Here is a 24,922-nt window from a genome sequence, read left to right as displayed (position 1 = left end):
TCAACTTTCCAACAGGAGCTGCTCCTATGAACAAGATGATTTACACGACCGCTGCGCTGGCGATTGCCGCCGCGATGTCGGTATCCGCCGCTGAGGCTCGCGACCAGATTCAGGTGGCAGGTTCCTCGACTGTTCTGCCATATGCCAAGATCGTTGCCGAGACCTTCGGCGAAACCTATCCGGACTTCAAGACACCTGTCATCGAGTCGGGCGGTTCGGGCGCCGGCATCAAGGAATTCTGCAAGGGCGTCGGCGAAAGCACCATCGACATTGCCAATGCGTCGCGCGCCATGAAGGACACTGAGCTGAAATCCTGCGTCGACGCCGGCGTCAAGGATGTGCAGGAAGTCCGCATCGGCTATGACGGCATCGTCTTCGCTACCGACATCAAGGGCCCGGACTGGAAGCTGACGCCGAAGGACCTTTACTCCGCTCTCGCCGCCAAGGTCGTCGTTGACGGCAAACTGGTCGACAATCCGAACACCAAATGGAGCCAGGTCAACAAGGACCTGCCGGATTGGGATATTGCCGCTTACATTCCGGGCGAGAAGCACGGCACACGCGAAGTCTTTGAAGAAAAGCTTCTGGCTGTGGGCTGCGAAGAATCGGGCTCCGCCGAGGCCATGAAGAAGGCCGGCATGGATAAAAAGGCTGCCGAGAAGGCCTGCATCCAGGTGCGCAAGGACGGCAAGGCTGTCGACATCGACGGCGATTACAGCGAAACGCTCGCCCGCATCGCGTCGAACAAGACCGGCGTTGGCGTATTCGGCCTCGCTTTCTACGAAAACAACGCCGACAAGCTGAAGGTCGCCACGGTCAATGACGTGGTTCCCACCGTCGAGACCATCTCGAGCGGCAAGTACCCGGTTTCGCGCCCGCTGTTCTTCTACGTGAAGAAGGCCCATATCGGCGTCATCCCCGGCCTGAAGGAATATGTCGATTTCTTCCTTTCCGACCAGATGATCGGACCTGACAGCCCGCTCGCCGAATACGGCCTCGTAGCTGCTCCGGATGCGGAGCGTGAAGCTCAGCGCGCCGCTTTCGACGCCGGCAAGACGATGCAGGCCAAATAAGGTCAGCCACGACATCGGGCACAGGCGGCTTCCGCCTGTGCCCGAATGAACGAGATTAGGCTACCGGGGAAATCTGATGTCCGTATTGCTGGTTTTGCTTATCGTCTTAGGAATAGGTTTCGTTGGCTTCTTCATCGGACGTCGGCGCGCAGGTGCCCAGGACGCCGGCAAGGTGAAGGTCCATTCCCGTGCCCATTATCATGGTTGGTGGGTGTTCCTCGTCTCTGTCCTGCCTGCGGTACTTTTCATAGCCATTTGGTCCGCAGCCTCGTCGATCTACCTTGAGCGTTCCGCCGAGGCGAGCCTTCCTGCCCAGACGGCGGAGAGCGTGGTCGCCAGCCGCAGCCTGGCGCTCGGCATGGTCCAGGGCATTGCTGACGGCCTCGACCGCCTCGATCCCGCTGAAATGCAAAACCTGCCGCAATCCTATGGGGAATTGCGCTCCCTTCTTGGTTCGAAGGGCGTAGCGCTTGCCTCCGAAGGGCAGGACTACATGATCCCGATCGCCCAGCGCTGGCACAGCGGGGCAGCCGTAGCGCGCACGATCGGCGCCGGCATCGCCTTCGCGCTGGCCATCGCCGGGTTGATTTTCGGCCTGTCCGGCATTCATCCACGCGCCCGCGCCCGCAACAATGTCGAGCGGGTCGTGCTCTGGGGCCTGCTAGCCGCATCGACCATCGCCATCCTGACCACCGTCGGCATCGTTTTCTCGATGCTGTTCCAGACGATCAATTTCTTCAGCGTCGTCTCACCGTGGAATTTCTTTTTCGGCACCGTCTGGGATCCGCGCTTTGCGGATGCCGGAGCCGGCGCTACCGCAGGCCAGTTCGGTCTCATCCCGCTCCTGGCCGGTACGCTCTATATAGCCTTGGTCGCCATGCTCTTTGCCGTGCCGGTCGGCCTGTTCGCCGCCATTTACATGGCCGAATATGCCTCGCCGAAAGTTCGCTCCATCGTCAAGCCGCTTCTTGAGATATTGGCCGGCATTCCGACCATCGTCTATGGTTTCTTCGCGCTCGTCACCGTAGGTCCGTTCCTGCGGGATCTGAGCGCCGCGATCTCCGGCGGCCCTGGCTTCATCATGGCCCAGAGCGTGCTGACGGCGGGCCTCGTCATGGGCATCATGCTGATCCCGTTCGTCTCGTCGCTTTCAGATGATATCATTACCGCGGTTCCGGGCACCATGCGCGATGGATCGCTTGGCCTCGGCGCTACAAGGTCTGAGACGGTCAAGCGGGTCATCCTGCCGGCGGCGCTTCCGGGTATCGTCGGTGCGCTGCTTCTGACCGCTTCCCGCGCGATCGGCGAGACGATGATTGTCGTGCTTGCCGCCGGTGTTGCAGCCAGACTGACGGTAAATCCTTTCGAGGCGATGACCACCATCACGGTCAAGATCGTCAATCAGCTAACCGGCGATCTCGAGTTCAATTCACCGCAGACGCTCGTCGCCTTTGCCCTTGGCATCACCCTTTTCTTCCTTACGCTCGCGATGAATATCTTCGCCCTCTATATCGTGCGCAAGTACCGGGAGCAGTACGAATGACCGACACAATGCTCAATTCGAATGTCGCTGCGATAGACCGCCCGGTGCGCCGCGATATCGGCATCAAGCGGCGTTACGCAGCAGAACGACGCTTCCGTTTCTATGGTATCGTCGCCATCGCCATCGGCATCTTCTTCCTGTTCGCGCTGCTTTTCTCGGTTATCTCCAACGGCTATACCGCCTTCTGGCAGACGACGATCGAGCTTCCCGTGAAGCTCGATGAAAAAGTGATTGATCCAAACAATCAGCGCGCATCCAACCCCAATGTGCTGATGACGGCCAATTACCCCGTTCTGGTCCGCAACGCCCTTGCTGAAAAGCTTGGCGTCCCTCTGACGAACCGGCCTGCGATGCGCGATGTGAGCAAATTCGTCTCCGACGGCGTGCGCAATCAGCTTCGAGAGATGGTCGTCGCCAATCCTTCGCTGATCGGCACAACGCAAACCATACCCGTGCTCGCGGGCGCCGATATCGACTCGGCCTTCAAGGGTCAGTTCGATCTCGATGTGGATGAGGCGAACCGCAAGGTTTCCGATCAGCAGGTCGCCTGGATGAAGACGCTTTCCGATGAAGGTGTCATGAAGCAGGAGTTCAATACCGGGCTCTTCACCTACGGCGCATCCAGCCGCCCGGAAACAGCCGGCCTCGGTGTGGCCCTGATCGGCTCACTCTACATGATGCTGATCGTGCTCGCGCTGGCCTTGCCGATCGGCGTTGCTGCCTCGATCTATCTTGAGGAATACGCCCGAAAAAGCCGCCTCACGGATATTATCGAGGTCAACATCAACAATCTGGCGGCTGTCCCGTCCATCGTCTTCGGCCTTCTCGGGCTGGCGGTATTCATTAATCTGGCCGGTCTGCCGCGTTCGGCTTCGCTGGTCGGCGGCCTGGTTCTGACGCTGATGACGCTGCCGACTATCATCATCGCTACCCGCGCCGCATTACGCGCCGTGCCGCCGTCGATCCGTGCCGCAGCGCTCGGCCTTGGCGCCTCCAAGACGCAGATGGTCTTCCACCATGTGCTGCCGCTCGCCGCACCCGGCATTCTGACCGGCACGATCATCGGCCTTGCCCAGGCCTTGGGCGAGACCGCACCACTGCTCCTCATCGGCATGGTTGCCTTCGTCGTCGGCTACCCCACCACACCGATGGACCCGGCCACCGCATTGCCGGTGCAGATATTCATGTGGGCGAACGAAGCCGAGCGGGCCTTTGTCGAACGCACGTCAGGCGCTATCATAGTGCTGCTTCTGTTCCTGGCTGTCATGAACATTGCCGCCATCATTCTGCGTCGCCGCGTCGAGCGTCGCTGGTAAACGGGAGACAAGACAATGAATCTGATGACCGAACGATCTCTCGAGAAAGCGGTAGGAGACAAGATGAACGCTGTTGTCAACGCGACCAAGATGAAGGGCAATAAGGTCTCTGTCTTCTACGGTTCCAAGCAGGCTCTTTTCGACGTCGATCTCGACATTCCCGAAAAGATGGTGATGGCGCTGATCGGCCCTTCCGGTTGCGGCAAGTCCACCTTCCTGCGCTCGCTCAACCGCATGAACGACACCATCGAGGGATGCCGCGTCACCGGCCAGATCACGCTCGACGGCGAGGATATCTACGATCCGAAGATCGACGTCGTGGAGCTTCGCGCCCGTGTCGGCATGGTCTTCCAGAAGCCCAATCCGTTCCCGAAGTCGATCTATGAGAACGTCGCCTATGGGCCGCGCATCCATGGCCTGGCCAAGAGCCGGCATGAGCTCGACGAGATCGTCGAAAGCAGCCTGCGCCGCGCCAGCCTTTTCGAGGAGGTCAAGGACCGCCTGCAGGAATCCGGCACGGGCCTTTCCGGCGGCCAGCAGCAGCGCCTTTGCATCGCCCGCGCCATTGCGGTGAGCCCCGAGGTGATCCTCATGGACGAACCCTGCTCGGCGCTCGATCCGATCGCCACCGCGAAGGTCGAGGAACTGATCGACGAACTCAGGCAGAACTACACGATCGTCATCGTCACCCATTCGATGCAGCAGGCGGCGCGCGTCTCGCAGCGCACCGCGATGTTCCACCTCGGCAACATCGTCGAGGTGGGAGACACCGAGATGATGTTCACCACGCCCAAGGAAAAGCGCACCCAGGACTACATTACCGGGCGCTTTGGCTAGAGCATGATCCCGAGAAGGTCATGCGGCTGAAATGCAAGTCCGAGATACGAGGATGAACGAAATGCAGTCCCAACACACCGTCCGCTCTTATGACGACGAATTGAAGTTCCTGGCCCACAAGATCGCCGAAATGGGCGGCCACGCCGAGCGCATGGTCGAGCAGTCGGTGATGGCCATCGTCAACGCCGACAACGCGCTTGCCCAGCGCGTCATCTCCGACGATCTGATCCTCGATGCGAGCGAGCGCGAGATCGATGACCGGGCGATCACCATCATCGCCAAGCGCCAGCCCATGGCTGTCGACCTGCGCGAGATCATCGGCGCCATTCGCATTTCCTCCGACCTGGAGCGCGTCGGCGATCTCGGCAAGAATATCGCCAAGCGCGTCGCCGCCGTCTCCGACACGCGCCAGTCCATCAAGGTCTATCGCGGGCTCCAGACGCTGGCCGAACTGGCGTTGACGCAGTTGAAGGACGTGCTCGACGCCTTTGCGTCGCGCTCGATTCAACAGATCAACATCGTGCGCGACCGCGACGACGAGATCGACGCCATGTACACCTCGCTGTTCCGCGAGCTCCTGACCTATATGATGGAAGATCCGCGCAACATCTCCGCCTGCACGCATCTTCTCTTCTGCGCCAAGAACATTGAGCGCATCGGCGACCATGCGACCAACATTGCCGAGACGGTCTATTACATTGTCACCGGCCAGCAGATGCCGCCGGACCGCCCCAAGGAAGACATGAGCCATGGCGTCGTCGTCGATGAAGCCAAGCGCGCCTGAGCATAATCCGGAAAAGTTGCAGACTTTTCTAACAAGATCATGCGGCTAAGAAAGCATAATCCCGGAAAGTTGCAGAACTTTCGAACGAGATCATGCGGTTTCAAATGCCGCCTGACCAGGAGTTGAGGAATGGCACACGCACCTAAAGTGGCTGTTGTCGAGGACGAGGAGGCGCTGAGCGTCCTCCTGCGATACAATCTTGAGGCAGAAGGCTATCTCGTCGATACCATCCTGCGTGGCGACGAGGCGGAAATCGCGCTTCGCGAAAACGTGCCGGATCTCCTGATCCTCGACTGGATGCTCCCAGGCGTTTCCGGCATCGAGCTCTGCCGCCGCCTGCGCCAGCGGGTCGAGACGGAACGCCTGCCGATCATCATGCTGACCGCGCGGGGCGAGGAAAGCGAGCGCGTGCGCGGTCTGGGCGTCGGCGCCGACGATTATGTCGTCAAGCCATTCTCCACGCCGGAGCTTCTCGCCCGCGTCAAGGCGATGCTGCGCCGCGCCAAGCCGAGCCTGCTTTCGCATGTGCTGAAAGTCGGCGATCTCGTGTTGGATCGCGAACAGCACCGTGTCTATCGCAAGGAGCGCGAAATCCGCCTCGGGCCGACGGAATTCAAGCTCCTGGAATATTTCATGATGTCGCCGGGCCGTGTCTTCTCGCGCAGCCAGTTGCTTGATGGCGTCTGGGGCCCCGATATCTATGTCGATGACCGCACCGTCGACGTCCATGTCGGACGCTTGCGCAAGGCGATCAATACGGGCCGGGTCGCCGATCCGATTCGCACCGTGCGTGGCGCCGGCTATTCCTTCGGATAGGTATTCAGGCTCAGCAAAGCGGGTGACCGCTTTGCCGGCTGCTTTACGGCAGAAAAAAGAACAAGCCCCGGAAAAACAACGGCAATTTCGCATTTCACGCGCATTAACAAAGAGTTAACGCGAAGCGAAGGCCATTTGTCCGGTTCGCTGATTTGCCGTCTTGCCATTCTTTGGCCTAAAACATGCTCATTCCTAGCAGAAATCCGATGAGGGGTCCAAGCATGAGAACGAGCTTTTGAGCAGCGCCAGGAACTGGAAAATCCTGTTTATGGCTGGCGTGATCGCAACGCCCGTTCTGGTGACGGGATGCACGACGTCGAAGGGCAAGGGCGGCATCGCCGATCTGGCCGCCGGCGTCACCGATAAATCGGTATCGACCAAGACCTATGCCTATACGCCCAAGGACAGGGAATGCCTCAAGCGGGCGATGTTCTTCGAAGCCAATCGCTCCAGCAAGGATGGCCTGATGGCCGTCGGAACCGTGGTCATGAACCGCCTGGCATCCGGCAAATATCCGGGCACCATCTGCGGCGTTGTCGGCCAGAAAAACCAGTTTGCGCCCGGCGTACTGACCCGCAAGATGAATTCCTCGGCCCTGCCGGATGTCGAGGCGGCAGCCGATGCGGTGCTGAAAGGCCAGCGACATCCCAAGCTCAAGAACGCCATGTTCTTCCATACCGCAGGGTTGAAGTTCCCCTACCGCAACATGCATTACGTGCTGGTCGCGGGCGGTAACGCCTTCTACGAAAAGCGCCGCCGTGACGGCAGCCTGGAAACGCCTGTTCCGGCAGCACCGACGCTCATCGCCCAGGCCGATCTCATGCGGGCGCCTGCCATGCCCGATATGAGTACTGTTACAGCCAGTTCGCAAACTGTCCCCCTGCCGATGCCGTCGCCAAAAGACCAGCCGGTGGATCAGGTGCAGGTCGCGAGCCTGACGACGGATCAGGGGTTCGGCCCGCGTGCCAAGGGCGACCGGGTCGCTTCCCGCCCGGCTGCCATGCAGCCACAAATGGTTTCCTACCAGCCCACCCCGTCGCAAGCGGAAGCGCACACCACGACTGTCTCCGGGGAAACCGCGCTGGGCGATGGGGCCGAGCAGAAATCCGTCGATGCGATCGGCGCACTGCTCCTGTCGCAGGATCGTCCCGAACCGGGATTCCAATAGCCCGCATTCCGGTAGCTGGCGCCGAGCTTCAGCGCGGCCTCGCTGCCACCCGAACGGGAAACGGCTGATAGACCACCAGCGGCGGTCCATAAAACGGCCCGTCGTCAAAAGCCGCCCGCCGCGTCGCGCGCCGGTCCAGTTCAAGCTGCAGGAGACAATTGGCGAAAGCGTCGGTCTGTGGGCGGAAGCCGTAGGACCGGCAGGTCTGGCCATCGGCCGCGCGCCGCTCCTCCGGCGTCATCGTCTGGCATCCCGCAAGCGCGGAAACGAAAATGAGGCCGCAGAGCATGGTCTTCTTCATGGGATTGCCTTTCCATCCATGGCTGAAACGGGGGCCTGAATCGGGGACCTGACCGGAGCATATCCCAAGCCACATATATGGCGGATATATAGCAGAGATGGCGTGTCCGCTGATATCGAAAGGCGGGTGGCCAGTCCGGATATAAGGCGATATGAATGAGATATTGGTCCATTTTAGAAGAATCGGGTGTCTTATGACCACACATTCCCGCGAGGTTTCCGCAACCATCGATCCCGTCAAGCTCGACCGGCTGGCGGAAGTGGCCGTCAAGATCGGCCTGCAGCTCCAGGCGGGGCAGGATCTCGTCATGACGGCGCCGATCGCCGCCCTTCCGCTGGTGCGGCTCATTGCCGAGCACGCCTACAAGGCCGGGGCCGGACTGGTGACGCCCTTCTTCTCCGATGAGGACCTGACGCTGGCGCGCTACGCATACGCGCCGGACGCAAGTTTCGATCGCGCCGCCAACTGGCTCTATGAGGGCATGGCCAAGGCATTCGAGGGCGGTGCTGCGCGGCTTGCTATCGCCGGCGACAATCCGCTGCTGCTGTCGTCGCAGGATCCGGCCAAGGTGTCGCGTGCCAACAAGGCCAATTCGATCGCCTATCAGCCGGCCCTGGAAAAGATCGCAAATTTCGACATCAACTGGAATATCGTCTCCTATCCCAATCCGTCCTGGGCGAAGCAGGTATTCCCTGATGACCCCCAGGATGTCGCGACGGCAAAACTCGCCGATGCCATCTTCGCCGCCTCCCGCGTCGATGTCGATGATCCGGTCGGTGCATGGAAGGCGCACAATGCAGCGCTGCGCCGCCGTACCGAATGGCTGAATGCCTATGCCTTCCACGCGCTGCACTTCACCGGGCCGGGAACCGACCTGACCGTTGGGCTTGCCGATGGCCATGAATGGCATGGCGGCGCATCGACCGCCAAGAACGGCATCACCTGCAACCCGAACATCCCCACCGAGGAGGTGTTCACCACGCCGCATGCCCGCCGGGTGGATGGCTATGTCACCAGCACCAAACCATTGTCGCATCAGGGCACGCTGATCGAGAACATCGCCGTGCGCTTCGAGGAAGGGCGCATCGTCGAGGCGAAGGCGAGCCGCGGTGAGGAGGTTCTGAACAAGGTGCTCGATACGGACGAGGGTGCCCGGCGGTTGGGCGAGGTGGCGCTGGTGCCCCATTCCTCGCCGATTTCGAAAAGCGGCCTTCTGTTCTACAACACCCTTTTCGACGAGAATGCCGCCAGCCATATCGCGCTCGGCCAGTGCTACTCCAAATGCTTCCTCGACGGCGCAACGCTGTCAGCCGAGGAGATCGCCGCACGCGGCGGTAACAAGAGCTTCATCCACATCGACTGGATGATCGGCTCCGACAAGATCGATGTCGATGGCGTCGCGAAGGATGGCAGCCGGGTACCGGTGATGCGCGGCGGTGAGTGGGCGGCATAAAGTTACTCCGTCGCGTTCTGATTTTGCCAGCACTCCCTCTTCCCTCTCACCTCGGGGGAGGAGGATGGCTCGGAAGGTCGGATGAGGACGTCGATCCCCAGCGTATCCCCTCATCGTTTTTTCCACAAAGAGAAGGAACGGTGGCAAGCAGTCTTATGCTCCTCCGTTGAAATGACGGTTCTCCGATCCGCTCGGGATCAGGCATTTTCCTGATGCCGCCCTGCCGCTCGGGCAAACACCCACAATCAAATCGCTCCTCTCGCCGTCAACTGCGGAATTGACGGCGCGTCGATAAAATGGAATAAATATTTCACGAAATCAGAAAACGGTCCATTCATTCTGTTTTGTTGATCGACAATTACCGCACGTGGGGAAAACGTCAGGAGCATTTTCCGCTGCGGGAGGAGACGATGAATTCCCCTGGGAGGGGGAGTTTCCGGATATCGGGGGTGCAGCCGGGCACCGGACAAGTGGAGGAGAAACTAAAATGAAAAAATTTCTTTTGGCGGCCGCCATCTCGGCTTTGATGACAGGCTCGGCGCTTGCCGAGAACATCGGCGTGTCGATGGCGCTGTTCGATGACAATTTCCTGACCGTATTGCGCAACGGCATGCAGGATTATGCCAAGACCAAGGACGGACTCAACCTGCAGGTCGAGGATGCGCAGAACGATGTTTCCAAGCAGCTGAGCCAGATCCAGAACTTCATCGCGCAAGGTGTGGATGCGATCGTGGTCAATCCGGTTGATACCGATGCGACGCCGAAGATGACGCAGCTTGCCACCGCCGCCGGCATCCCTCTCGTCTATGTCAACCGCATGCCGGGCGACAAGGAACTGCCGGCGAAGGTCTCCTTCGTGGGTTCGAACGAGGTCAATTCCGGTACGCTCCAGATGAAGGAAGTCTGCCGGATTCTCGGCGGCAAGGGCGAGATCGTGGTGCTTATGGGCGAATTGTCCAACCAGGCGGCGCGCCAGCGCACCCAGGATATCGAAGATGTGATCGCCACCGACGAGTGCAAGGGCATCAAGATTCTGGACAAGCAGACCGGCAACTGGCAACGCACGCTGGGCACCGATCTCGTTACCAACTGGATTAGCGCCGGGTTGAAGCCCAACGCTATCGTCTCGAATAACGACGAAATGGCGATTGGCGCGATCCAGGCCCTGAAGGCATCGGGCATTTCGACCAAGGATGTGCTCGTGGCCGGCATCGATGCGACGCAGGATGCGCTTGCGGCGATGAAGGCGGGCGACCTGCGCGTCACTGTGTTCCAGAACGCCGCCGCCCAGGGTTCCGGCGCCATCGACACCGCACTGAAGCTTGCCAAGGGCGAAACGGTCGAATCCATGGTGTGGGTACCGTTCGAACTGGTCACCCCCGAGAACATGGACAAGTACATGGCGAAGAACTGACCTTTCTCGCTTGAACTTACGGCTGGTGGTGAACGGGTATCCGTTCATCGACCACCCGATGTTAAGCGAGTGGCGGGTCCCCTCGGGCTGCTGGGTGTGAGGGGCGGCCGTGAGGGTAACGTCCCCTCTCCCCTTCATCCTGAGCTTGTCGAGGACGGGGAGAGGGTGGCTCGCGGAGCGGGACACGCGAGGAACGGCCCAAAAAGGGAGGAAGCGGAATGATAAGTCCAGTGACCATGCGCGCCGTACGCACTGCCGGTGCGATTCCCAATTCGGAATTCCTTCTGGAAGTGGAAGGCGTGCGCAAGGCCTTTCCCGGCGTCGTCGCGCTGGATGACGTTTCCTTCCGCCTCAAGCGCGGCAGCGTGCATGCGCTGATGGGCGAAAACGGCGCCGGAAAATCGACGCTGATGAAGATCATCGCCGGCGTTTATTCACCAGATTCAGGCTCATTCAAGCTGCGTGGCAACGAGATCGAGCTCAATTCTCCGCTCGACGCGCTCGAAAACGGCATCGCCATGATCCATCAGGAACTGAACCTGATGCCGTTCATGACGGTGGCGGAGAACATCTGGATCAGGCGCGAGCCGAAAAACGCCTTTGGTTTCGTCGATCATCGGGCGTTGCGCGACAAAACGGAGGAGTTGTTCGACCGGCTCAATATCCGCATAGACCCTGAGATCAATGTCGGCGAATTGTCGGTGGCCAACCGTCAGATGGTGGAGATCGCCAAGGCGGTGTCCTACGAATCCGATGTGCTCATCATGGACGAGCCGACTTCGGCGCTGACCGAGCGTGAGGTCGAGCATCTCTTCCAGATCATTCGCGCTCTCAAGGCCGAGGGAAAGGGCATCGTCTATATCACCCATAAGATGAACGAGCTGTTCGAGATCGCCGATGAGGTGTCGGTGTTCCGTGACGGGCGCTATATCGGCACACACAAGGCGGACGATGTGACGCGCGACGACATCATCCACATGATGGTCGGCCGCGAGATCACCCAGATGTTTCCGAAGGAGGACGTTCCGATCGGGGATGTCGTCCTGTCGGTGAGGGATATGACGCTGAAGGGCGTCTTCCACGACATCTCCTTTGATGTGCGCGCCGGAGAGATACTTGGCCTTGCCGGGCTGGTCGGCTCCGGCCGCTCCAACGTCGCAGAGGCGCTGTTCGGCGTGACGCCGGCCACATCGGGCGAGATATCGATCAACGGGCGGACCGTCGATATCAGGACGCCCGCTATCGCCATGCGCAACGGCATGGCCTTCTTGACCGAGGACCGCAAGGATACCGGGTGCTTCCTGGTGCTCGATATTCTCGAAAACATGCAGATGGCGGTGCTGCGCGACAAATATGTCAGCCGCGGCTTCGTCGCGCAGGCGGAAGTCGAGCGGGAATGCGAGCAGATGCGCGAAGCGCTCCGTATCAAGACGCCCGATCTCAACGAGCGAATAGAAAATCTCTCCGGCGGCAACCAGCAGAAGGTACTGATCGGCCGCTGGCTTCTGACCCGCCCGCGCATCCTCATCCTCGACGAACCGACGCGCGGCATCGATGTCGGCGCCAAGGCGGAGATACACCGGCTGATCTCGAAGCTGGCGAGCGACGGCGTCGCCGTCATCATGATCTCGTCGGAAATGCCTGAAGTGCTCGGTATGAGCGACCGTATCATGGTGATGCATGAAGGCCGCGTGACCGGCTTCCTCGATCGCGCGGAGGCCAGCCAGGTCAAGATCATGGAACTGGCCGCGCAATAAACGCGGCAAATATAACCCGGGAGGGAATAATGGCGATGGAACAGGTGACGCAACCCGCGCAGCGGCTGGAACGGCCGCAACGCCGGCGCAAGCTGCCGTCGGAGGTGAATATCTTTCTGGTGCTGATCGGTATCGCGCTGATCTTCGAGATTCTGGGCTGGATTGTCACGGGCCAGAGCTTCCTGTTCAACAGGCAACGTCTCCTGGTGATGATCCTCCAGGTCTCGGTCATCGGCATCATCTCGGTTGGCGTGACGCAGGTCATCATAACCGGCGGCATCGATCTCTCCTCCGGCTCGGTCGTCGGCCTTACCGCGATGATCGCCGCAAGCCTCGCGCAGACATCCGACTTCGCGCGCGCGGTCTATCCCGCACTCACCGACATGCCGGTCCTGGTGCCCATACTGGCGGGCCTTGCCGCCGGCACTGTCGCCGGCCTCATCAACGGCAGCCTGATCGCGTATACCGGCATCCCGCCCTTCATCGCCACGCTCGGCATGATGGTCGCCGCCCGCGGCGTCGCCAAATGGTATACGCGCGGCCAGCCGGTGAGCATGCTCAGCGACAATTATGCCACCATCGGCTCCGGCATATGGCCGGTGGTGATCTTCCTTGTGGTGGCGCTCATTTTCCATATAGCCCTGCGTTACACGCGCTACGGCAAGTTCACCTATGCCATCGGCGCCAATATGCAGGCGGCACGCGTATCGGGCATCAACGTTGGCAGGCATCTCATCAAGGTCTATGCCATTGCCGGCCTTCTCTCCGGTCTCGCGGGTGTGGTGCTCTCGGCGCGCGCGATCTCCGGCCAGGCGGGCATGGGCGTCGCCTATGAGCTCGACGCCATCGCCGCCGCCGTCATCGGCGGAACCTCGCTGTCGGGCGGCGTCGGGCGGATCACCGGGACCGTCATCGGCACGATCATTCTCGGCGTCATGACATCCGGCTTTACCTTCCTGCGGATTGACGCCTATTACCAGGAGATCGTCAAAGGCATCATCATCGTCGCGGCTGTTGTCGCCGATCAGTATCGCCAGCGCAAAAGGCGCAAGGCGTAAGCCTGAAAAACGGCCGGTTTCCGGTAAAAAAATCGGGAAAAACCGCAAGAAAAAACCCGAAAAGCCAAGGCGCTTTTCGGGTTTTTTCGGACGAAAATTCACAGATTCCTGCCGGGTTTCCCTCAGATTCTGGTCGCCGTCCGGCCGTGGCCAGTGCGATTGTGGGTGGAGCGCAGGATCAGTCCCGCTTCCTCTGCCGCGTGGACAAAAGCCCGCCGCGCCTTGGCTACCGGCTTCAGCCCGTCAAGGACATCAAGACAGGTCTGGAGGGCCTGCCGGTAGGTGCGGCCATGAACCGGCGGCCAATAGGTCTTGAGGCATTCGACGGCCTCCCAGGCGCTGGCGACGACACGGCTGCGCGCATCGCCGATGCGAATGACCACGGGGACGGGGAAACGCTTGTCGTCCATCGTTTTCTCCATTTCTTTGAAAACGTTTTGAGGAAGATGGGTGGCTCCCTAAGCCAAGTCCAGCCTCCCGAAACGCCTGACTCTGTCTTCCGTTCCCTCGCTCATCGATAAAATTTTAATATTTGATCGGCGCCCGGAAATATCGTCCTGATCTGGTAGAAGCGGTCAAACCTCAGCGATATCAATTATTTGCTGCAATGCGATATTTCGACGATCCAGCTGTTGTCTCCACGGATAGTCCGAACTACCTTTAGGCCCATGTCTTCAAAAGAGCACGACCCGATGGACCGTTCTCCCCTGACTGTGCCATCCAGGACCACCTCACCCGAAAACCACGCCATTCCGCATGGGCTGCCCGACGGCAGCCGCGACGTGCTTGCCGACTGGGCGTTTTTTTTCGACATCGACGGAACGCTGCTCGATATCGCGGAAACGCCGGAGGCCGTGTGCGTGCCGGACGGGCTTATCCACGATCTTGTCCATCTCTCGCGTAAGCTTGACGGAGCGCTCGCGCTGGTGACAGGCCGTTCCATATCCTTTGTCGATACGCTTTTTCCCGGTGCGCTCTTCCCCGTCGCAGGCCTGCATGGTGCCGAACGGCGCGATGCGGCGGGTCGCATGAGCGAGATCGAGCTCACATCGGACTTCCTGCGGGCAAAGGACGAACTGAAGAAGCGGGCGCTTTCCTGGCCTGATATCCTCGTCGAGGACAAAAATGCGGCGATCGCCGTGCATTACCGCCAGGCGCCGCAATATCAGCATGACATGCAGATGCTCATGCGCGAGATCGCCGCGATGGCCGGCCCGCGATGGACATTGCAGAACGGCAAGATGGTCACCGAACTGCGGCCTGCCACATCCGACAAGGGCCGCGCCGTCAAGGCCTTCATGGCCGATGCCCCATTCTCGGCAAGGCGGCCGCTCGTCTTCGGCGACGATGTGACCGACGAAGCGATGTTCAAGGCGGCTAACGCCGCGGGCGGACTTTCGGTGAAGATCGGCTCCCCATCCGAAACATCGGCGGCAACGCTTTACATGGAATCCCCTGCCATTCTGCGGTCGTGGATATCGGAAATAGCGCAATGAACGGTTCGGCCAAATCGATGAACAACCCTCCTTTGGATCTCACGCAACGTCCGTCGCTCGATCTGGGCGTCATCGGTAATTCCGCCACCGCCGCCCTCATCGACCGCTACGGCAAATTCGTCTGGATGTGCATGCCGCGTCTCGATGGCGATCCGGTCTTCTGCAGCCTTCTGGGTCAAGGCGAACCGGACAGGGAGGGTGGCGATTGGTCGATCGAGATCGACAATCTCGTCTCGAGCCAGCAAAGCTATGTGCGCAACACCGCGATCCTAGAAACGATACTGACCGACGAGCAGGGCAACAGCCTGCGCATCTGCGATTTCGCCCCGCGCTTCAAGCATCATGACCGCATCTTCCGCCCGATGGCCATTATCCGGCTGGTCGAGCCGATCGTTGGCACACCGCGCATGACGATGCGTCTGCGCCCTCGCTATAACTATGGCGCCGACATTCCCGCGACAACGCGCGGCTCCAACCATCTGCGGTTCCTGATGGGGCCACAGGTGGTGAGGCTGACCACCGACGCGCCGATCAGCTTCATCGAGGAGCAAGTTCCCTTTATCGTCGACCGCCCCTATGCCTTCGTTCTCGGTCCGGACGAGACGCTTCAGGAAGGGCCGATGCGGGTGGCGAAGGATTTTCTCGAAGCGACCCGGGAATACTGGATCGAATGGGTGCGCTATCTCTCCCTACCGGTGGACTGGCAGGATGTCGTCATCCGGTCGGCGATCACGCTGAAACTGTGTGCCAACGAGGAAACCGGCGGCATCGTCGCCGCGTTGACCACCTCCATCCCCGAATATGGCGAAAGCGGGCGCACATGGGATTATCGCTATTGCTGGCTGAGGGATTCCTATTTCACGGTCAAGGCGCTGAACCGGCTCGGCGCGACCAAGACCATGGAAGACTATCTGCGTTATGTCACCAACATCGCCGCCGGTTCTTCCGACGGCTATCTCCAGCCACTGTTCGGCCTTGGCCTCGAGCGCCGGTTCGACGAGGAGCTGATGACGAGCCTACCCGGCTACCGCAATCTCGGGCCGGTGCGCAGCGGCAATGCCGCATATACGCAGGTGCAGAACGATGGCTACGGATCGGTCATCCTCGCCATCTCCCAGTGCTTCTTCGATGAGCGCCTGCCGACCATGGGCGACGAGGCGCTGTTCCGCCGCCTCGAACCATTGGGCGAACAGGCGGCGGCGCGGTGGAACCAGCCGGATGCGGGATTATGGGAGTTCCGCACCCGCAACGGCATTCACACCCATTCCAGCATCATGTGCTGGGCGGCCTGCGACCGACTTTCGCGCATCGCCGCGAAACTCGGCATCGAGGACCGCGCCGCCCATTGGCGCCAGGTGGCCAATGCCATCCGCGAGGAGACGCTTGCCCGCTCGTGGAATTCCGACAGGGGATATTTCGCTTCCGCTTTCGAGGGCGAGGATCTCGATGCCTGCCTGTTGCTGATGCCGGAGATCGGCATCGTGCAGCCGTCTGATCCCCGTTTTCTCGCAACGCTCGACGCGGTTGAAAAACATCTGCGTTTCGGCAATCATCTTTATCGATACCGCACGCCGGACGATTTCGGCGAGCCGGAGACCGCGTTCACGGCCTGCACGTTCTGGCTGATCGAAGCGCTGGCTCGCGTCGGGCGGACGGACGACGCTCGCGCCGTTTTCGAGGAAGTGCTGGCGCACCGCAATCATCTCGGCCTGCTTTCGGAGGGACTGCATGTCGAAACCGGGGAATTGTGGGGCAATTTCCCCCAGACCTATTCCATGGTCGGCCTCGTCAATGCCGCCATGCGCCTTTCACGCTCCTGGGAGGAGGTATTATGAGCCGGCTTGTTGTCATATCGAACCGGGTTCCGCTCCCGGATAAAAGCGGCACGGCCCCTGCAGGCGGGCTTGCCGTCGCGCTCCAGTCAGCACTTGAGGAACGCGGCGGCGTATGGATGGGCTGGTCGGGAAAATCGATACCTTCCCGCGAAAAGCCGGGCCTCAATATTCAGGAGCATGGCAAGATCACCTATGCGCTGGTCGATCTCAGCCGCAAGGATGTCGATGAATATTACGCGGGCTTCGCCAATCGCGTTCTCTGGCCGCTGTGCCATTACCGCCTCGACCTGACTGAATATGCGCGCAAGGACATGGCCGGCTATTTCCGCGTCAACCGCCTCTTCGCTCATCATCTTGCGCCCCTCATCAAGCCCGATGACGTGATATGGGTGCATGATTATCATCTCATTCCGCTCGCTTCGGAACTGCGTCAGATGGGCCTGAAGAACCGCATCGGCTTCTTCCTCCATATTCCGTGGCCGCCGGCGGACGTCCTGTTCACGCTTCCCGTTCACGAAACCATCATGCGCGGCCTTGCCTCCTACGACGTGATCGGCTTCCAGACCGCCCACGATGTGGAGAATTTCGCCGGATGCCTGAAGCGCGAGGGCATCGGCAGGGAACTGGGAGACGGGCTTTTCGAGGCCTATGGCCATGTCTTTCGCGCCGACGTGTTTCCAATCAGCATCGATACCGGGGCCTTTGCCCAGGCGGCACAGAATTCGCAGCGCAACGCCATGGTACAGCGCATGCACAAGAGCCTCGGCGACCGCGACCTCATCATCGGCGTCGACCGTCTCGATTATTCCAAGGGGATCACCAACCGCATCGAGGCTTTCGAGCATTTCATCACCAACAATCCCGCCAGTCAGGGCAAGGTGACCTTTCTGCAGATCACGCCGAAATCGCGCTCCGAAGTGCCGGAATATGAGGATATGCAGCGCACGGTGGCCGAACTCGCCGGCCGGGTGAACGGCGCCATCAGCGCGGTCGACTGGGTGCCGATCCGTTATGTCAATCGCTCCATCGGGCGCAACGTGCTGGCAGGGCTCTATCGCATGGCCCGCGTCGGGCTGGTGACGCCGCTGCGCGACGGCATGAACCTCGTTGCCAAGGAATATGTCGCAGCCCAGCGCTCTGAAGATCCGGGCGTTCTCATCCTGTCGCGCTTTGCCGGTGCTGCGCGCGAGCTCGACGGCGCCCTACTGGTCAATCCCTATGATATCGAAGCGGTATCGAACGCCATCGCCCGTGCCCTTTCCATGCCGCTCGAAGCGCGCCGCGAACGCTGGAACCAGATGATGCCACATCTCCTGGAGCATGATGTGTCCCGCTGGTGCACAAGCTTCCTCGATGCGCTCGCCGAACATGGTGAAACGGGAAAACCCCGCCAACCTGCCGGGAGCGATCAGGCCGCGTGAACCGTAAGCGTTCACAAGAGCCGGATTCCTTGGTCAAACCGAAAGGTCCGCTTGTTTGCGGGCCTTTTCTCCTTTAGGCGGTTGAGCAGCCATGAAGATACTTGCTGTCGATACCGCCGCCAATCTCTGCGCCGCCGCCGTCTATGATTCGGATGGAGCGCGCCTGCTTTCAGTTATCAGCGAGGATATCGGCAAGGGCCATGCCGAAGTGCTGATGGGCTATATCGAGCGCGCGATCAATGAGGCGAAGACGGGTTTTTCCGATATCGGCCGGATCGCCGTCAACATCGGCCCGGGCTCGTTCACCGGCGTGCGGATAGGCGTTTCCGCCGCGCGCGGTTTTGCGCTGGCGCTGAATTGTCCCGCGATTGGCGTCACGGCCTTCGAAGCCCTGGCGATGGAAGCGCGCGGCACACACGAAGGCCAGCCGGTTCTGGTTGCGATCGACGCGCATCGCAGCGAAATCTACGCGCAAGCTTTCGAAACTGATGGAAAAGCCGCAGGCGCGCCGCTGGCGGGAGGGCTGGATGATATATTGGCGCTGCTCGCGCTGAGGCCGCAAAGACCGGTGCTGACCGGATCGGCGGCGCGAATCATCAATGAGGCGCTGGGGGAGGCGCCCTTGACCATTGCCGGCGAAGCGGCCACTGCCGGAATCGAAACCATCGCGCGGATCGCAGCATCGCGAGCGCCGGGGGACGCGCCGAAGCCGCTATATATGCGCGGGCCCGATGCCAAGCCTCAGACCGGGTTCGCACTTCCGCGGAAAAACCAGCCATGATCAACCTGCCCTTCAGTCCGTTCGCGCGCAGGAATTTCGTCGTCGAACCTCTCTCGGCGGCAGACTGCCCCCATCTGCATCAGATCCATGTCCAGACCTTCCGCCATGCCTGGAGCGAGGAAGATTTTTATGCGCTGCTCGGGCAGGAGACCGCCTTCGGCTTCATCGCGCGCCAGGAGGGCAGGCCGGGAAGCGCCGCGGGGTTCGTGCTGGCGCGTCTGGTCGTCGATGAGGCGGAGATATTGACCATCGCCGTTCCCCCTGCCTTTCAGAAACAGGGCGTCGGTCGCGCTTTGATGGACGCCGCCCTGCGCCACCTCCATGGCCAGCGAGCGCGGACGCTCTTCCTGGAAGTCGATCAGGCCAATGTGGCCGCGCAGGCGCTCTATCGTCGTCTAGGATTCGCCAAGGTCGGCGATCGAGCCGCCTATTACGAAACGGGGGAGGGCCGCTCGGCTGCGCTGATTCTGCGCCGCGATCTGGGCTCCGATCAGGCCCCGGATCAAGACCCGGATCGGAAATGACGCGATGATCGGCGGTTTGCGCACAGCGCTCGCGCTGATCGGTTTTGCGGTGCTGGCGCTGGTGCTGGTGCCGTTGCAATATCTGTTCCTGAAAACGGGATCGACGCTGCAAAACCGCCTGCCGCGCCTGTTCCACAGCATCCTGGCGCGTCTTCTCGGTTTCCGCGTCCATATTCATGGCGAAATGGTGAAGGATCGCCCGCTGATGCTGGTGTCGAACCACGTGTCATGGAGCGATATCACGGTTCTCTCGACGGCAGGCGATGTTTCCTTCATCGCCAAGACCGAGGTGCGCGACTGGCCGTTCTTCGGCAGTCTGGCGGTTCTGCAGCGTTCGGTCTTCGTCGAGCGCGAACGGCGAGGCAAAACAGCGGAGCAGGCTTCCGAGATCGCCAAGAGGCTTGCGGTGGGCGACGCCATGGTGCTTTTCGCCGAGGGCACGACATCGGACGGAAATCGCGTCCTGCCGTTCAAGACCTCGCTGTTCGGTGCTGCGTCTGCTGCGATCCGTGAAACCGGCTCTAAATCCGGCCCCGAATCCGGTGTTGAAACCGTGACGGTGCAGCCCGTGGCTATCGCCTATACCAGGCTTCACGGCATGCCGATGGGCCGCTATCTCCGCCCAGTCGCCTCCTGGCCCGGCGATGTCGAATTGCTGCCGCATCTCAAGATTATCCTGAGAGAAGGCGCACTCGATGTCGATATACGTTTTGGCGAGCCGGTGACCATCACGGCGGACACAGACCGCAAGACGCTCGCCCGCACCATGGAAAATAGGGTGCGCGCCATGCTCCAGACCTCGCTTATCGGTCGCGAGATGGGGAGCGAATAGAGCCAGAAGTGCCCTTGCAATGCATGCAACCTATTCTCAATCGCGCCGAAAAGCGCTAGAAGCCCTGGAATGAAGGAAACAACCACCATCCAGATCCACGAAGCTTCCAGTACAGCGGCGGTGTCGCCCGATGCTCCTGCGCGCGCCGATGTTCCTGCTCGTAAGGTGTTCGTCAAGACCTATGGTTGCCAGATGAACGTCTATGACAGCCAGCGCATGACCGACAGCCTGGCGCAGCAGGGCTATGTGACGACGCAGACGCCCGAAGACGCCGATCTGGTGCTGCTCAACACCTGCCATATCCGCGAAAAGGCCTCGGAAAAACTTTATTCCGCACTCGGCCGCCTGCGCAAGATGAAGGACGCGCGAGCTGCCGACGGCCGGGAATTGCTGATCGGTGTGGCGGGTTGTGTCGCGCAGGCCGAAGGCGAGGAGATCATCCGGCGCGTGCCCTCCGTCGATCTGGTCATCGGGCCGCAGACCTATCACCGCCTGCCGCAGGCGCTCACCCGCGTCGGCCGCGGCGAGAAGGTCGTCGAGACCGAATATGCCATCGAGGACAAGTTCGAGCATTTGCCCGCGCCAGGAAAAGAGCAGGTGAGAAGCCGTGGCGTCACCGCTTTCCTGACGGTTCAGGAGGGCTGCGACAAGTTCTGCACCTTCTGCGTGGTGCCCTATACGCGCGGGTCGGAAGTCTCGCGCCCGGTTTCACAGATCGTCGCCGAGGCCGAAAGGCTTGCCGCCGCTGGCGTGCGCGAACTCACGCTTCTGGGCCAGAATGTCAATGCCTGGCATGGTCAAGGTGAAAACGGCCGTGAATGGGGATTGGGCGAATTGCTTTTCCGCCTGGCCGAAACTCCCGGTATCGCGCGCCTGCGCTACACCACCAGCCACCCACGCGACATGGACGACGCGCTGATCGCCGCGCATCGCGATCTCGCTGCGCTGATGCCCTATCTGCATTTGCCGGTGCAGGCCGGCTCAGACCGCATCCTCAAGGCGATGAACCGCAGACATACCGGTGCCGATTATCTCAGGCTCGTGGAGCGCATCCGCGCGGCGCGCGCCGATATCGCTCTTTCCGGCGATTTCATCGTCGGCTTTCCCGGCGAGACGGAAGCGGATTTCGAGGCGACTATGCAACTGGTGCGCGATGTCACCTATGCCCAGGCCTATTCGTTCAAATATTCGCCGCGTCCGGGGACGCCGGGCGCCGATTTGCCCGATCATGTTGACGAAGCGGTCAAGGACGACAGGCTGCAGCGCCTCCAGGCGTTGCTGACCGAACAGCAATACGCCTTCCAGCGCGGCATGGTCGGACAGCGCATGGATGTGCTGCTTGAAAAGCCCGGCCGCATGCCGGGACAGGTGGTTGGCCGGTCGCCCTGGCTGCTACCCGTAATAGTTGGTGAAAACCCCGGAGAAATCGGCGACATTATCGATGTACGAATCATCTCCACCGGAACCAACAGCCTTGTGGCCGAGGCGGTGGCGGCGAAACGGCAAGCCGGCGGCGCCCCAATAGTGCCTGATCCCGTGGCGCTCGCCAGTGTCAATGCTTGATTATCATTCATGAGGAGAGCCGGTTGAACGCCACCGAAAAACTGAAGGCAGCCCCCACGGGGGCCTCGGACATGGCGCATATCGTACTGACATTCGACAACAACCGGCTGGCTAGCGCCCTCTTCGGCCAGTTTGATGAAAATCTCGCCCGCATTGAACAGAAACTCGGCGTCGATATACGCTCGAAAGGCAATCAGCTTTCGATCCGCGGCGAACCGGGCGCCACCGAGCAGGCCCGCCGCACTCTCGACCAGCTCTACGGTCTTGTGCAGAAGGGGCATGAACTGACCGCATCCGATGTCGATGGGGCGATCCGCATGGCGATTGCCGCGGATGATCAGCTGACGCTGCCCACGATGGAAAACAAGAGCAAGATGGCCGCCGCCCAGATAGCGACCCGCAAGAAGACCATCTTCGCGCGCACCCCGACCCAGGACGCCTATATGCGGGCGCTGGATCGCTCAGAACTGGTGTTCGGCGTGGGTCCTGCCGGCACCGGCAAGACCTATCTCGCCGTGGCGCATGCCGCCATGCTTCTGGAACGTGGCCTGGTCGAGCGGATCATCCTTTCGCGCCCTGCGGTGGAGGCAGGCGAAAGGCTCGGCTTCCTGCCTGGCGACATGAAGGAAAAGGTCGATCCCTATCTGCGGCCTCTCTACGACGCACTTTATGACATGATGCCTGCCGACAAGGTCGAGCGGGCCCTGACGGCGGGTGTCATCGAGATCGCGCCGCTCGCCTTCATGCGTGGGCGCACTTTGGCCCACGCCGCCGTCATTCTTGACGAGGCGCAGAACACCACATCCATGCAGATGAAGATGTTCCTCACCCGTCTTGGCGACAATGCGCGCATGATCGTTACCGGCGACCCCAGTCAGATCGATCTGCCTCCGGGCCAGAAGTCCGGGCTTGTCGATGCGCTGCGCATTCTCGACGGTGTATCGGGCGTGGTCACGGTGCGCTTTACGGAGAAGGACGTCGTGCGTCATCCCCTGGTCGCGGCGATCGTCACCGCCTATGACCGGGATGCCAAGGGACACGCGAAGCCATGATTGGGCGAAGTCCTGACGGCCGACATTCGCGGAGCGGTTCGATTTGATCGATATCGACATATTGATCGAGACGGAAGGCTGGCCGGATGAAGCGACGTTGCGCCAGCTAGCCGACCGGGCAGTCGCCGCTGCCTGGAAAGCGCTCTTCAGCACGTCCGCCGCAAACGTCGAGACGGAACTCAGCGTCGTTTTCACTGATGATGCCTCGATCCGGCAGCTCAATGCCGAATGGCGCGGCAAGGACAAGCCGACCAATGTGCTTTCCTTTCCGGCTTTCCCGGTGAGGGCAGGCGACAGGCCGGGGCCGATGCTTGGCGATATTGTCATAGCGCGTCAAACGGTGGAGCGTGAGGCGGCTCTGGAAAAGAAGCCGTTCGATCACCATCTCACCCATCTGGTGGTGCACGGCTTCCTGCATCTCCTCGGCTATGACCATGAGGATGATGTGGAAGCGGAGGAAATGGAGGGCTGGGAACGCAGAATTCTTGAAGTGCTTGCCACCCCCGATCCTTATGCTGTATCGCAGAAAGACTATGAAACCGATTGACCATGCCTGATCTGACAGCCCAACCTCCGTCTGCCGCCGACGCACAAAGCGACACGTCGCAGACAAACGATGCCGACGGGCAGAGTACGCAGCGGCCGCTCCCGGCCGAAAAGCGTTCACTCCTATCAGGCATTTTCCCCTTCCTTCGTGCCCGGCAGGGTAGTTCGTTACGCCAGGATCTGGCCGAAGCCCTTTCCGACAAAACGAGCACCGATGCGGCGTTTTCGCCCGAAGAACGCGCCATGCTGCACAATATCCTGCGGCTGCAGGAGATCCGCGTCGAAGACGTGATGATCCCGCGCTCGGACATCGAAGCGGTCGAGATCCAGACCACGCTCGGCGAGGTACTCGAGCTTTTCGAGCAATCCGGCCATTCGCGCATGCCGGTCTATTCCGATACGCTCGACGATCCGCGCGGCATGATCCATATCCGCGACGTACTGAGCCATATCACCCGCCAGGCTCGCCAGAAGAACGGGCGCCGTCCTGCTGCCCAACGCAAGAATGGCGCAGCCGCACCCAAGGCCACGCCCAGCGTGTTGAAGCTGGATCTGAGCCGCATCGAACTCGCCAAGACGATCGGCGAGCTCAATTTGATGCGCAAGGTGCTGTTCGTGCCGCCTTCGATGCAGGCGAGCAGTCTGATGGCCCGGATGCAGGCAAGCCGCATCCAGATGGCGTTGGTCATCGATGAATATGGTGGCACCGACGGGTTGGTGTCGCTGGAAGATATCGTCGAGATGGTGGTCGGCGATATCGAGGACGAACATGACGATGAGGAGGTCATGATCATCCAGGATGCCGACGGCGTGTTCATCGTCGATGCCCGTGCCGATCTGGACGAACTCGCCGAAAAGATAGGTCCCCAATTCGTCGTCGGCGAGCACGGCGAGGACGTTGATACGGTCGGCGGCCTGATCTTCTCGGTGCTGGGCCGCATTCCTATCCGCGGTGAAGTCGTCCAGGCGGTGAAGGATTATGAATTTCATGTACTCGAAGCCGATCCCCGCCGCATTCGCAAGGTGCGCATCGTGCCGCTGCGCACCGCCGAACGCCGTCGCCGGCTGGCCCGCCCGGTCAAGATGGAGCCGGGGAGCGAGGATATCGCCGCCGATGGCTGAGATCGGTGGGAGACGGAGAGGCTGCCAGGGTCTTTGATAACTAGGGTCTTTGATAAACAGAGCGGTTCAGGTTTGAATGCAATCACTGCCTGCTCGTCCCTCCTCTGGCCAGCCGGCTCTCTCGCCACAAAGGTTTACGCTTTTCCTCTAAGTTAGCTAGCAATTGCCGACGCGAGAGTGGACAGCATTACGTGTGTCAGCCAATCTCCCCTTATGTGAATGATCGGTAA

23 protein-coding genes are annotated in these 24,922 nt (G+C 60.7%); 21 read left to right on the top strand and 2 right to left on the bottom strand.

Features of this window, described 5'->3' with window-relative positions; genetic code table 11:
- Nucleotides 1-26 precede the first annotated feature (26 nt).
- The 7 genes from DUT91_RS06445 to DUT91_RS06415 all read left to right on the top strand — a co-directional run bounded on the left by DUT91_RS06445 (nt 27) and on the right by DUT91_RS06415 (nt 7,537).
- On the top strand, nt 27-1,073 hold the full coding sequence (locus DUT91_RS06445; RefSeq protein WP_114439509.1) for a PstS family phosphate ABC transporter substrate-binding protein: 1,047 nt from the start codon (nt 27-29) through the stop codon (nt 1,071-1,073).
- Nucleotides 1,074-1,149: 76 nt separating this feature from the next.
- Nucleotides 1,150-2,616 (top strand): phosphate ABC transporter permease subunit PstC, encoded by a 1,467-nt coding sequence (pstC, locus tag DUT91_RS06440; RefSeq protein ID WP_114439508.1) that lies wholly within the window; start codon nt 1,150-1,152, stop codon nt 2,614-2,616.
- Nucleotides 2,613-3,932 carry a phosphate ABC transporter permease PstA gene (pstA, locus tag DUT91_RS06435; RefSeq protein ID WP_114439507.1) on the top strand — a complete coding sequence of 440 codons (1,320 nt, stop codon included), beginning with the start codon at nt 2,613-2,615 and terminating at the stop codon, nt 3,930-3,932. Before pstC ends, pstA begins: the two co-directional genes overlap by 4 nt.
- 15 nt (nt 3,933-3,947) lie before the next feature.
- A complete protein-coding gene (gene pstB, locus DUT91_RS06430; RefSeq protein WP_114439506.1) occupies nt 3,948-4,769 on the top strand; it encodes a phosphate ABC transporter ATP-binding protein PstB in 822 nt (273 codons plus the stop codon).
- A 61-nt stretch (nt 4,770-4,830) separates the two neighbouring features.
- Nucleotides 4,831-5,553, top strand: a complete 723-nt coding sequence (gene phoU, locus DUT91_RS06425) for a phosphate signaling complex protein PhoU (protein WP_114439687.1) — start codon at nt 4,831-4,833, stop codon at nt 5,551-5,553.
- A gap of 129 nt (nt 5,554-5,682) precedes the next feature.
- Nucleotides 5,683-6,369, top strand: a complete 687-nt coding sequence (phoB, locus tag DUT91_RS06420; protein WP_114439505.1) for a phosphate regulon transcriptional regulator PhoB — start codon at nt 5,683-5,685, stop codon at nt 6,367-6,369.
- 235 nt (nt 6,370-6,604) lie between these two features.
- Entirely contained in the window at nt 6,605-7,537 is a 933-nt protein-coding gene (locus DUT91_RS06415) for a cell wall hydrolase (protein ID WP_114439504.1), read from the top strand.
- 28 nt (nt 7,538-7,565) lie between these two features.
- Here DUT91_RS06415 and DUT91_RS06410 read toward each other — a convergent pair whose 3' ends face one another.
- The gene (locus tag DUT91_RS06410) at nt 7,566-7,838 is read right to left on the bottom strand and encodes a hypothetical protein (protein WP_114439503.1); all 273 of its coding nucleotides are present in this window, start codon (nt 7,836-7,838) and stop codon (nt 7,566-7,568) included.
- A 193-nt stretch (nt 7,839-8,031) separates the two neighbouring features.
- Between DUT91_RS06410 and DUT91_RS06405 the strand changes: the two genes are divergently transcribed.
- From DUT91_RS06405 to DUT91_RS06390, 4 genes are all read left to right on the top strand, one after another.
- Nucleotides 8,032-9,291: an aminopeptidase gene (locus tag DUT91_RS06405; protein WP_114439502.1), complete on the top strand. Its 1,260-nt coding sequence runs from the start codon at nt 8,032-8,034 to the stop codon at nt 9,289-9,291.
- Nucleotides 9,292-9,778: 487 nt separating this feature from the next.
- Complete coding sequence (locus tag DUT91_RS06400) at nt 9,779-10,705, top strand: sugar ABC transporter substrate-binding protein (protein ID WP_114439501.1); 927 nt, start codon at nt 9,779-9,781, stop codon at nt 10,703-10,705.
- A 218-nt stretch (nt 10,706-10,923) separates the two neighbouring features.
- A complete protein-coding gene (locus DUT91_RS06395) occupies nt 10,924-12,462 on the top strand; it encodes a sugar ABC transporter ATP-binding protein (protein ID WP_114439500.1) in 1,539 nt (512 codons plus the stop codon).
- Nucleotides 12,463-12,497: 35 nt separating this feature from the next.
- On the top strand, nt 12,498-13,520 hold the full coding sequence (locus tag DUT91_RS06390) for an ABC transporter permease (RefSeq protein WP_114439686.1): 1,023 nt from the start codon (nt 12,498-12,500) through the stop codon (nt 13,518-13,520).
- A gap of 122 nt (nt 13,521-13,642) precedes the next feature.
- Here the strand turns inward: DUT91_RS06390 and DUT91_RS06385 are convergent, their stop codons facing one another.
- Nucleotides 13,643-13,930 carry a DUF982 domain-containing protein gene (locus DUT91_RS06385; protein ID WP_114439499.1) on the bottom strand — a complete coding sequence of 96 codons (288 nt, stop codon included), beginning with the start codon at nt 13,928-13,930 and terminating at the stop codon, nt 13,643-13,645.
- A 282-nt stretch (nt 13,931-14,212) separates the two neighbouring features.
- On the opposite strand from DUT91_RS06385, the gene otsB reads away from it, so the two are divergent.
- The 10 genes from otsB to DUT91_RS06335 all read left to right on the top strand — a co-directional run bounded on the left by otsB (nt 14,213) and on the right by DUT91_RS06335 (nt 24,692).
- Nucleotides 14,213-15,016, top strand: a complete 804-nt coding sequence (gene otsB / locus DUT91_RS06380; RefSeq protein ID WP_160113628.1) for a trehalose-phosphatase — start codon at nt 14,213-14,215, stop codon at nt 15,014-15,016.
- Nucleotides 15,013-16,851 (top strand): glycoside hydrolase family 15 protein, encoded by a 1,839-nt coding sequence (locus DUT91_RS06375; protein WP_245419576.1) that lies wholly within the window; start codon nt 15,013-15,015, stop codon nt 16,849-16,851. The genes otsB and DUT91_RS06375 overlap by 4 nt, the downstream gene beginning before the upstream one ends.
- Nucleotides 16,848-18,272, top strand: coding sequence for an alpha,alpha-trehalose-phosphate synthase (UDP-forming) (otsA, locus tag DUT91_RS06370; protein ID WP_114439497.1), 1,425 nt, complete (start codon nt 16,848-16,850; stop codon nt 18,270-18,272). Before DUT91_RS06375 ends, otsA begins: the two co-directional genes overlap by 4 nt.
- A gap of 91 nt (nt 18,273-18,363) precedes the next feature.
- The gene (tsaB, locus tag DUT91_RS06365; protein ID WP_114439496.1) at nt 18,364-19,053 is read left to right on the top strand and encodes a tRNA (adenosine(37)-N6)-threonylcarbamoyltransferase complex dimerization subunit type 1 TsaB; all 690 of its coding nucleotides are present in this window, start codon (nt 18,364-18,366) and stop codon (nt 19,051-19,053) included.
- Nucleotides 19,050-19,577 (top strand): ribosomal protein S18-alanine N-acetyltransferase, encoded by a 528-nt coding sequence (gene rimI / locus DUT91_RS06360; RefSeq protein WP_114439495.1) that lies wholly within the window; start codon nt 19,050-19,052, stop codon nt 19,575-19,577. The genes tsaB and rimI overlap by 4 nt, the downstream gene beginning before the upstream one ends.
- A 4-nt stretch (nt 19,578-19,581) precedes the next feature.
- A complete protein-coding gene (olsA, locus tag DUT91_RS06355; RefSeq protein ID WP_114439494.1) occupies nt 19,582-20,409 on the top strand; it encodes a lyso-ornithine lipid O-acyltransferase in 828 nt (275 codons plus the stop codon).
- A gap of 69 nt (nt 20,410-20,478) precedes the next feature.
- Nucleotides 20,479-21,972 (top strand): tRNA (N6-isopentenyl adenosine(37)-C2)-methylthiotransferase MiaB, encoded by a 1,494-nt coding sequence (gene miaB / locus DUT91_RS06350; protein WP_114439493.1) that lies wholly within the window; start codon nt 20,479-20,481, stop codon nt 21,970-21,972.
- Nucleotides 21,973-21,995: 23 nt separating this feature from the next.
- Nucleotides 21,996-23,024: a PhoH family protein gene (locus DUT91_RS06345; protein WP_425373754.1), complete on the top strand. Its 1,029-nt coding sequence runs from the start codon at nt 21,996-21,998 to the stop codon at nt 23,022-23,024.
- Nucleotides 23,025-23,067: 43 nt separating this feature from the next.
- The gene (ybeY, locus tag DUT91_RS06340) at nt 23,068-23,571 is read left to right on the top strand and encodes an rRNA maturation RNase YbeY (RefSeq protein WP_160113627.1); all 504 of its coding nucleotides are present in this window, start codon (nt 23,068-23,070) and stop codon (nt 23,569-23,571) included.
- Between the two features lie 2 nt (nt 23,572-23,573).
- The gene (locus tag DUT91_RS06335; protein ID WP_114439492.1) at nt 23,574-24,692 is read left to right on the top strand and encodes a hemolysin family protein; all 1,119 of its coding nucleotides are present in this window, start codon (nt 23,574-23,576) and stop codon (nt 24,690-24,692) included.
- Nucleotides 24,693-24,922 lie beyond the last annotated feature (230 nt).

It is taken from the genome of Paramesorhizobium salinisoli (assembly GCF_003335045.1).
Taxonomy (GTDB): domain Bacteria; phylum Pseudomonadota; class Alphaproteobacteria; order Rhizobiales; family Rhizobiaceae; genus Paramesorhizobium; species Paramesorhizobium salinisoli.
The sequence above is the reverse complement of the archived record's forward strand: the minus strand, read 5'-3'. Positions and strand labels throughout refer to the sequence as shown.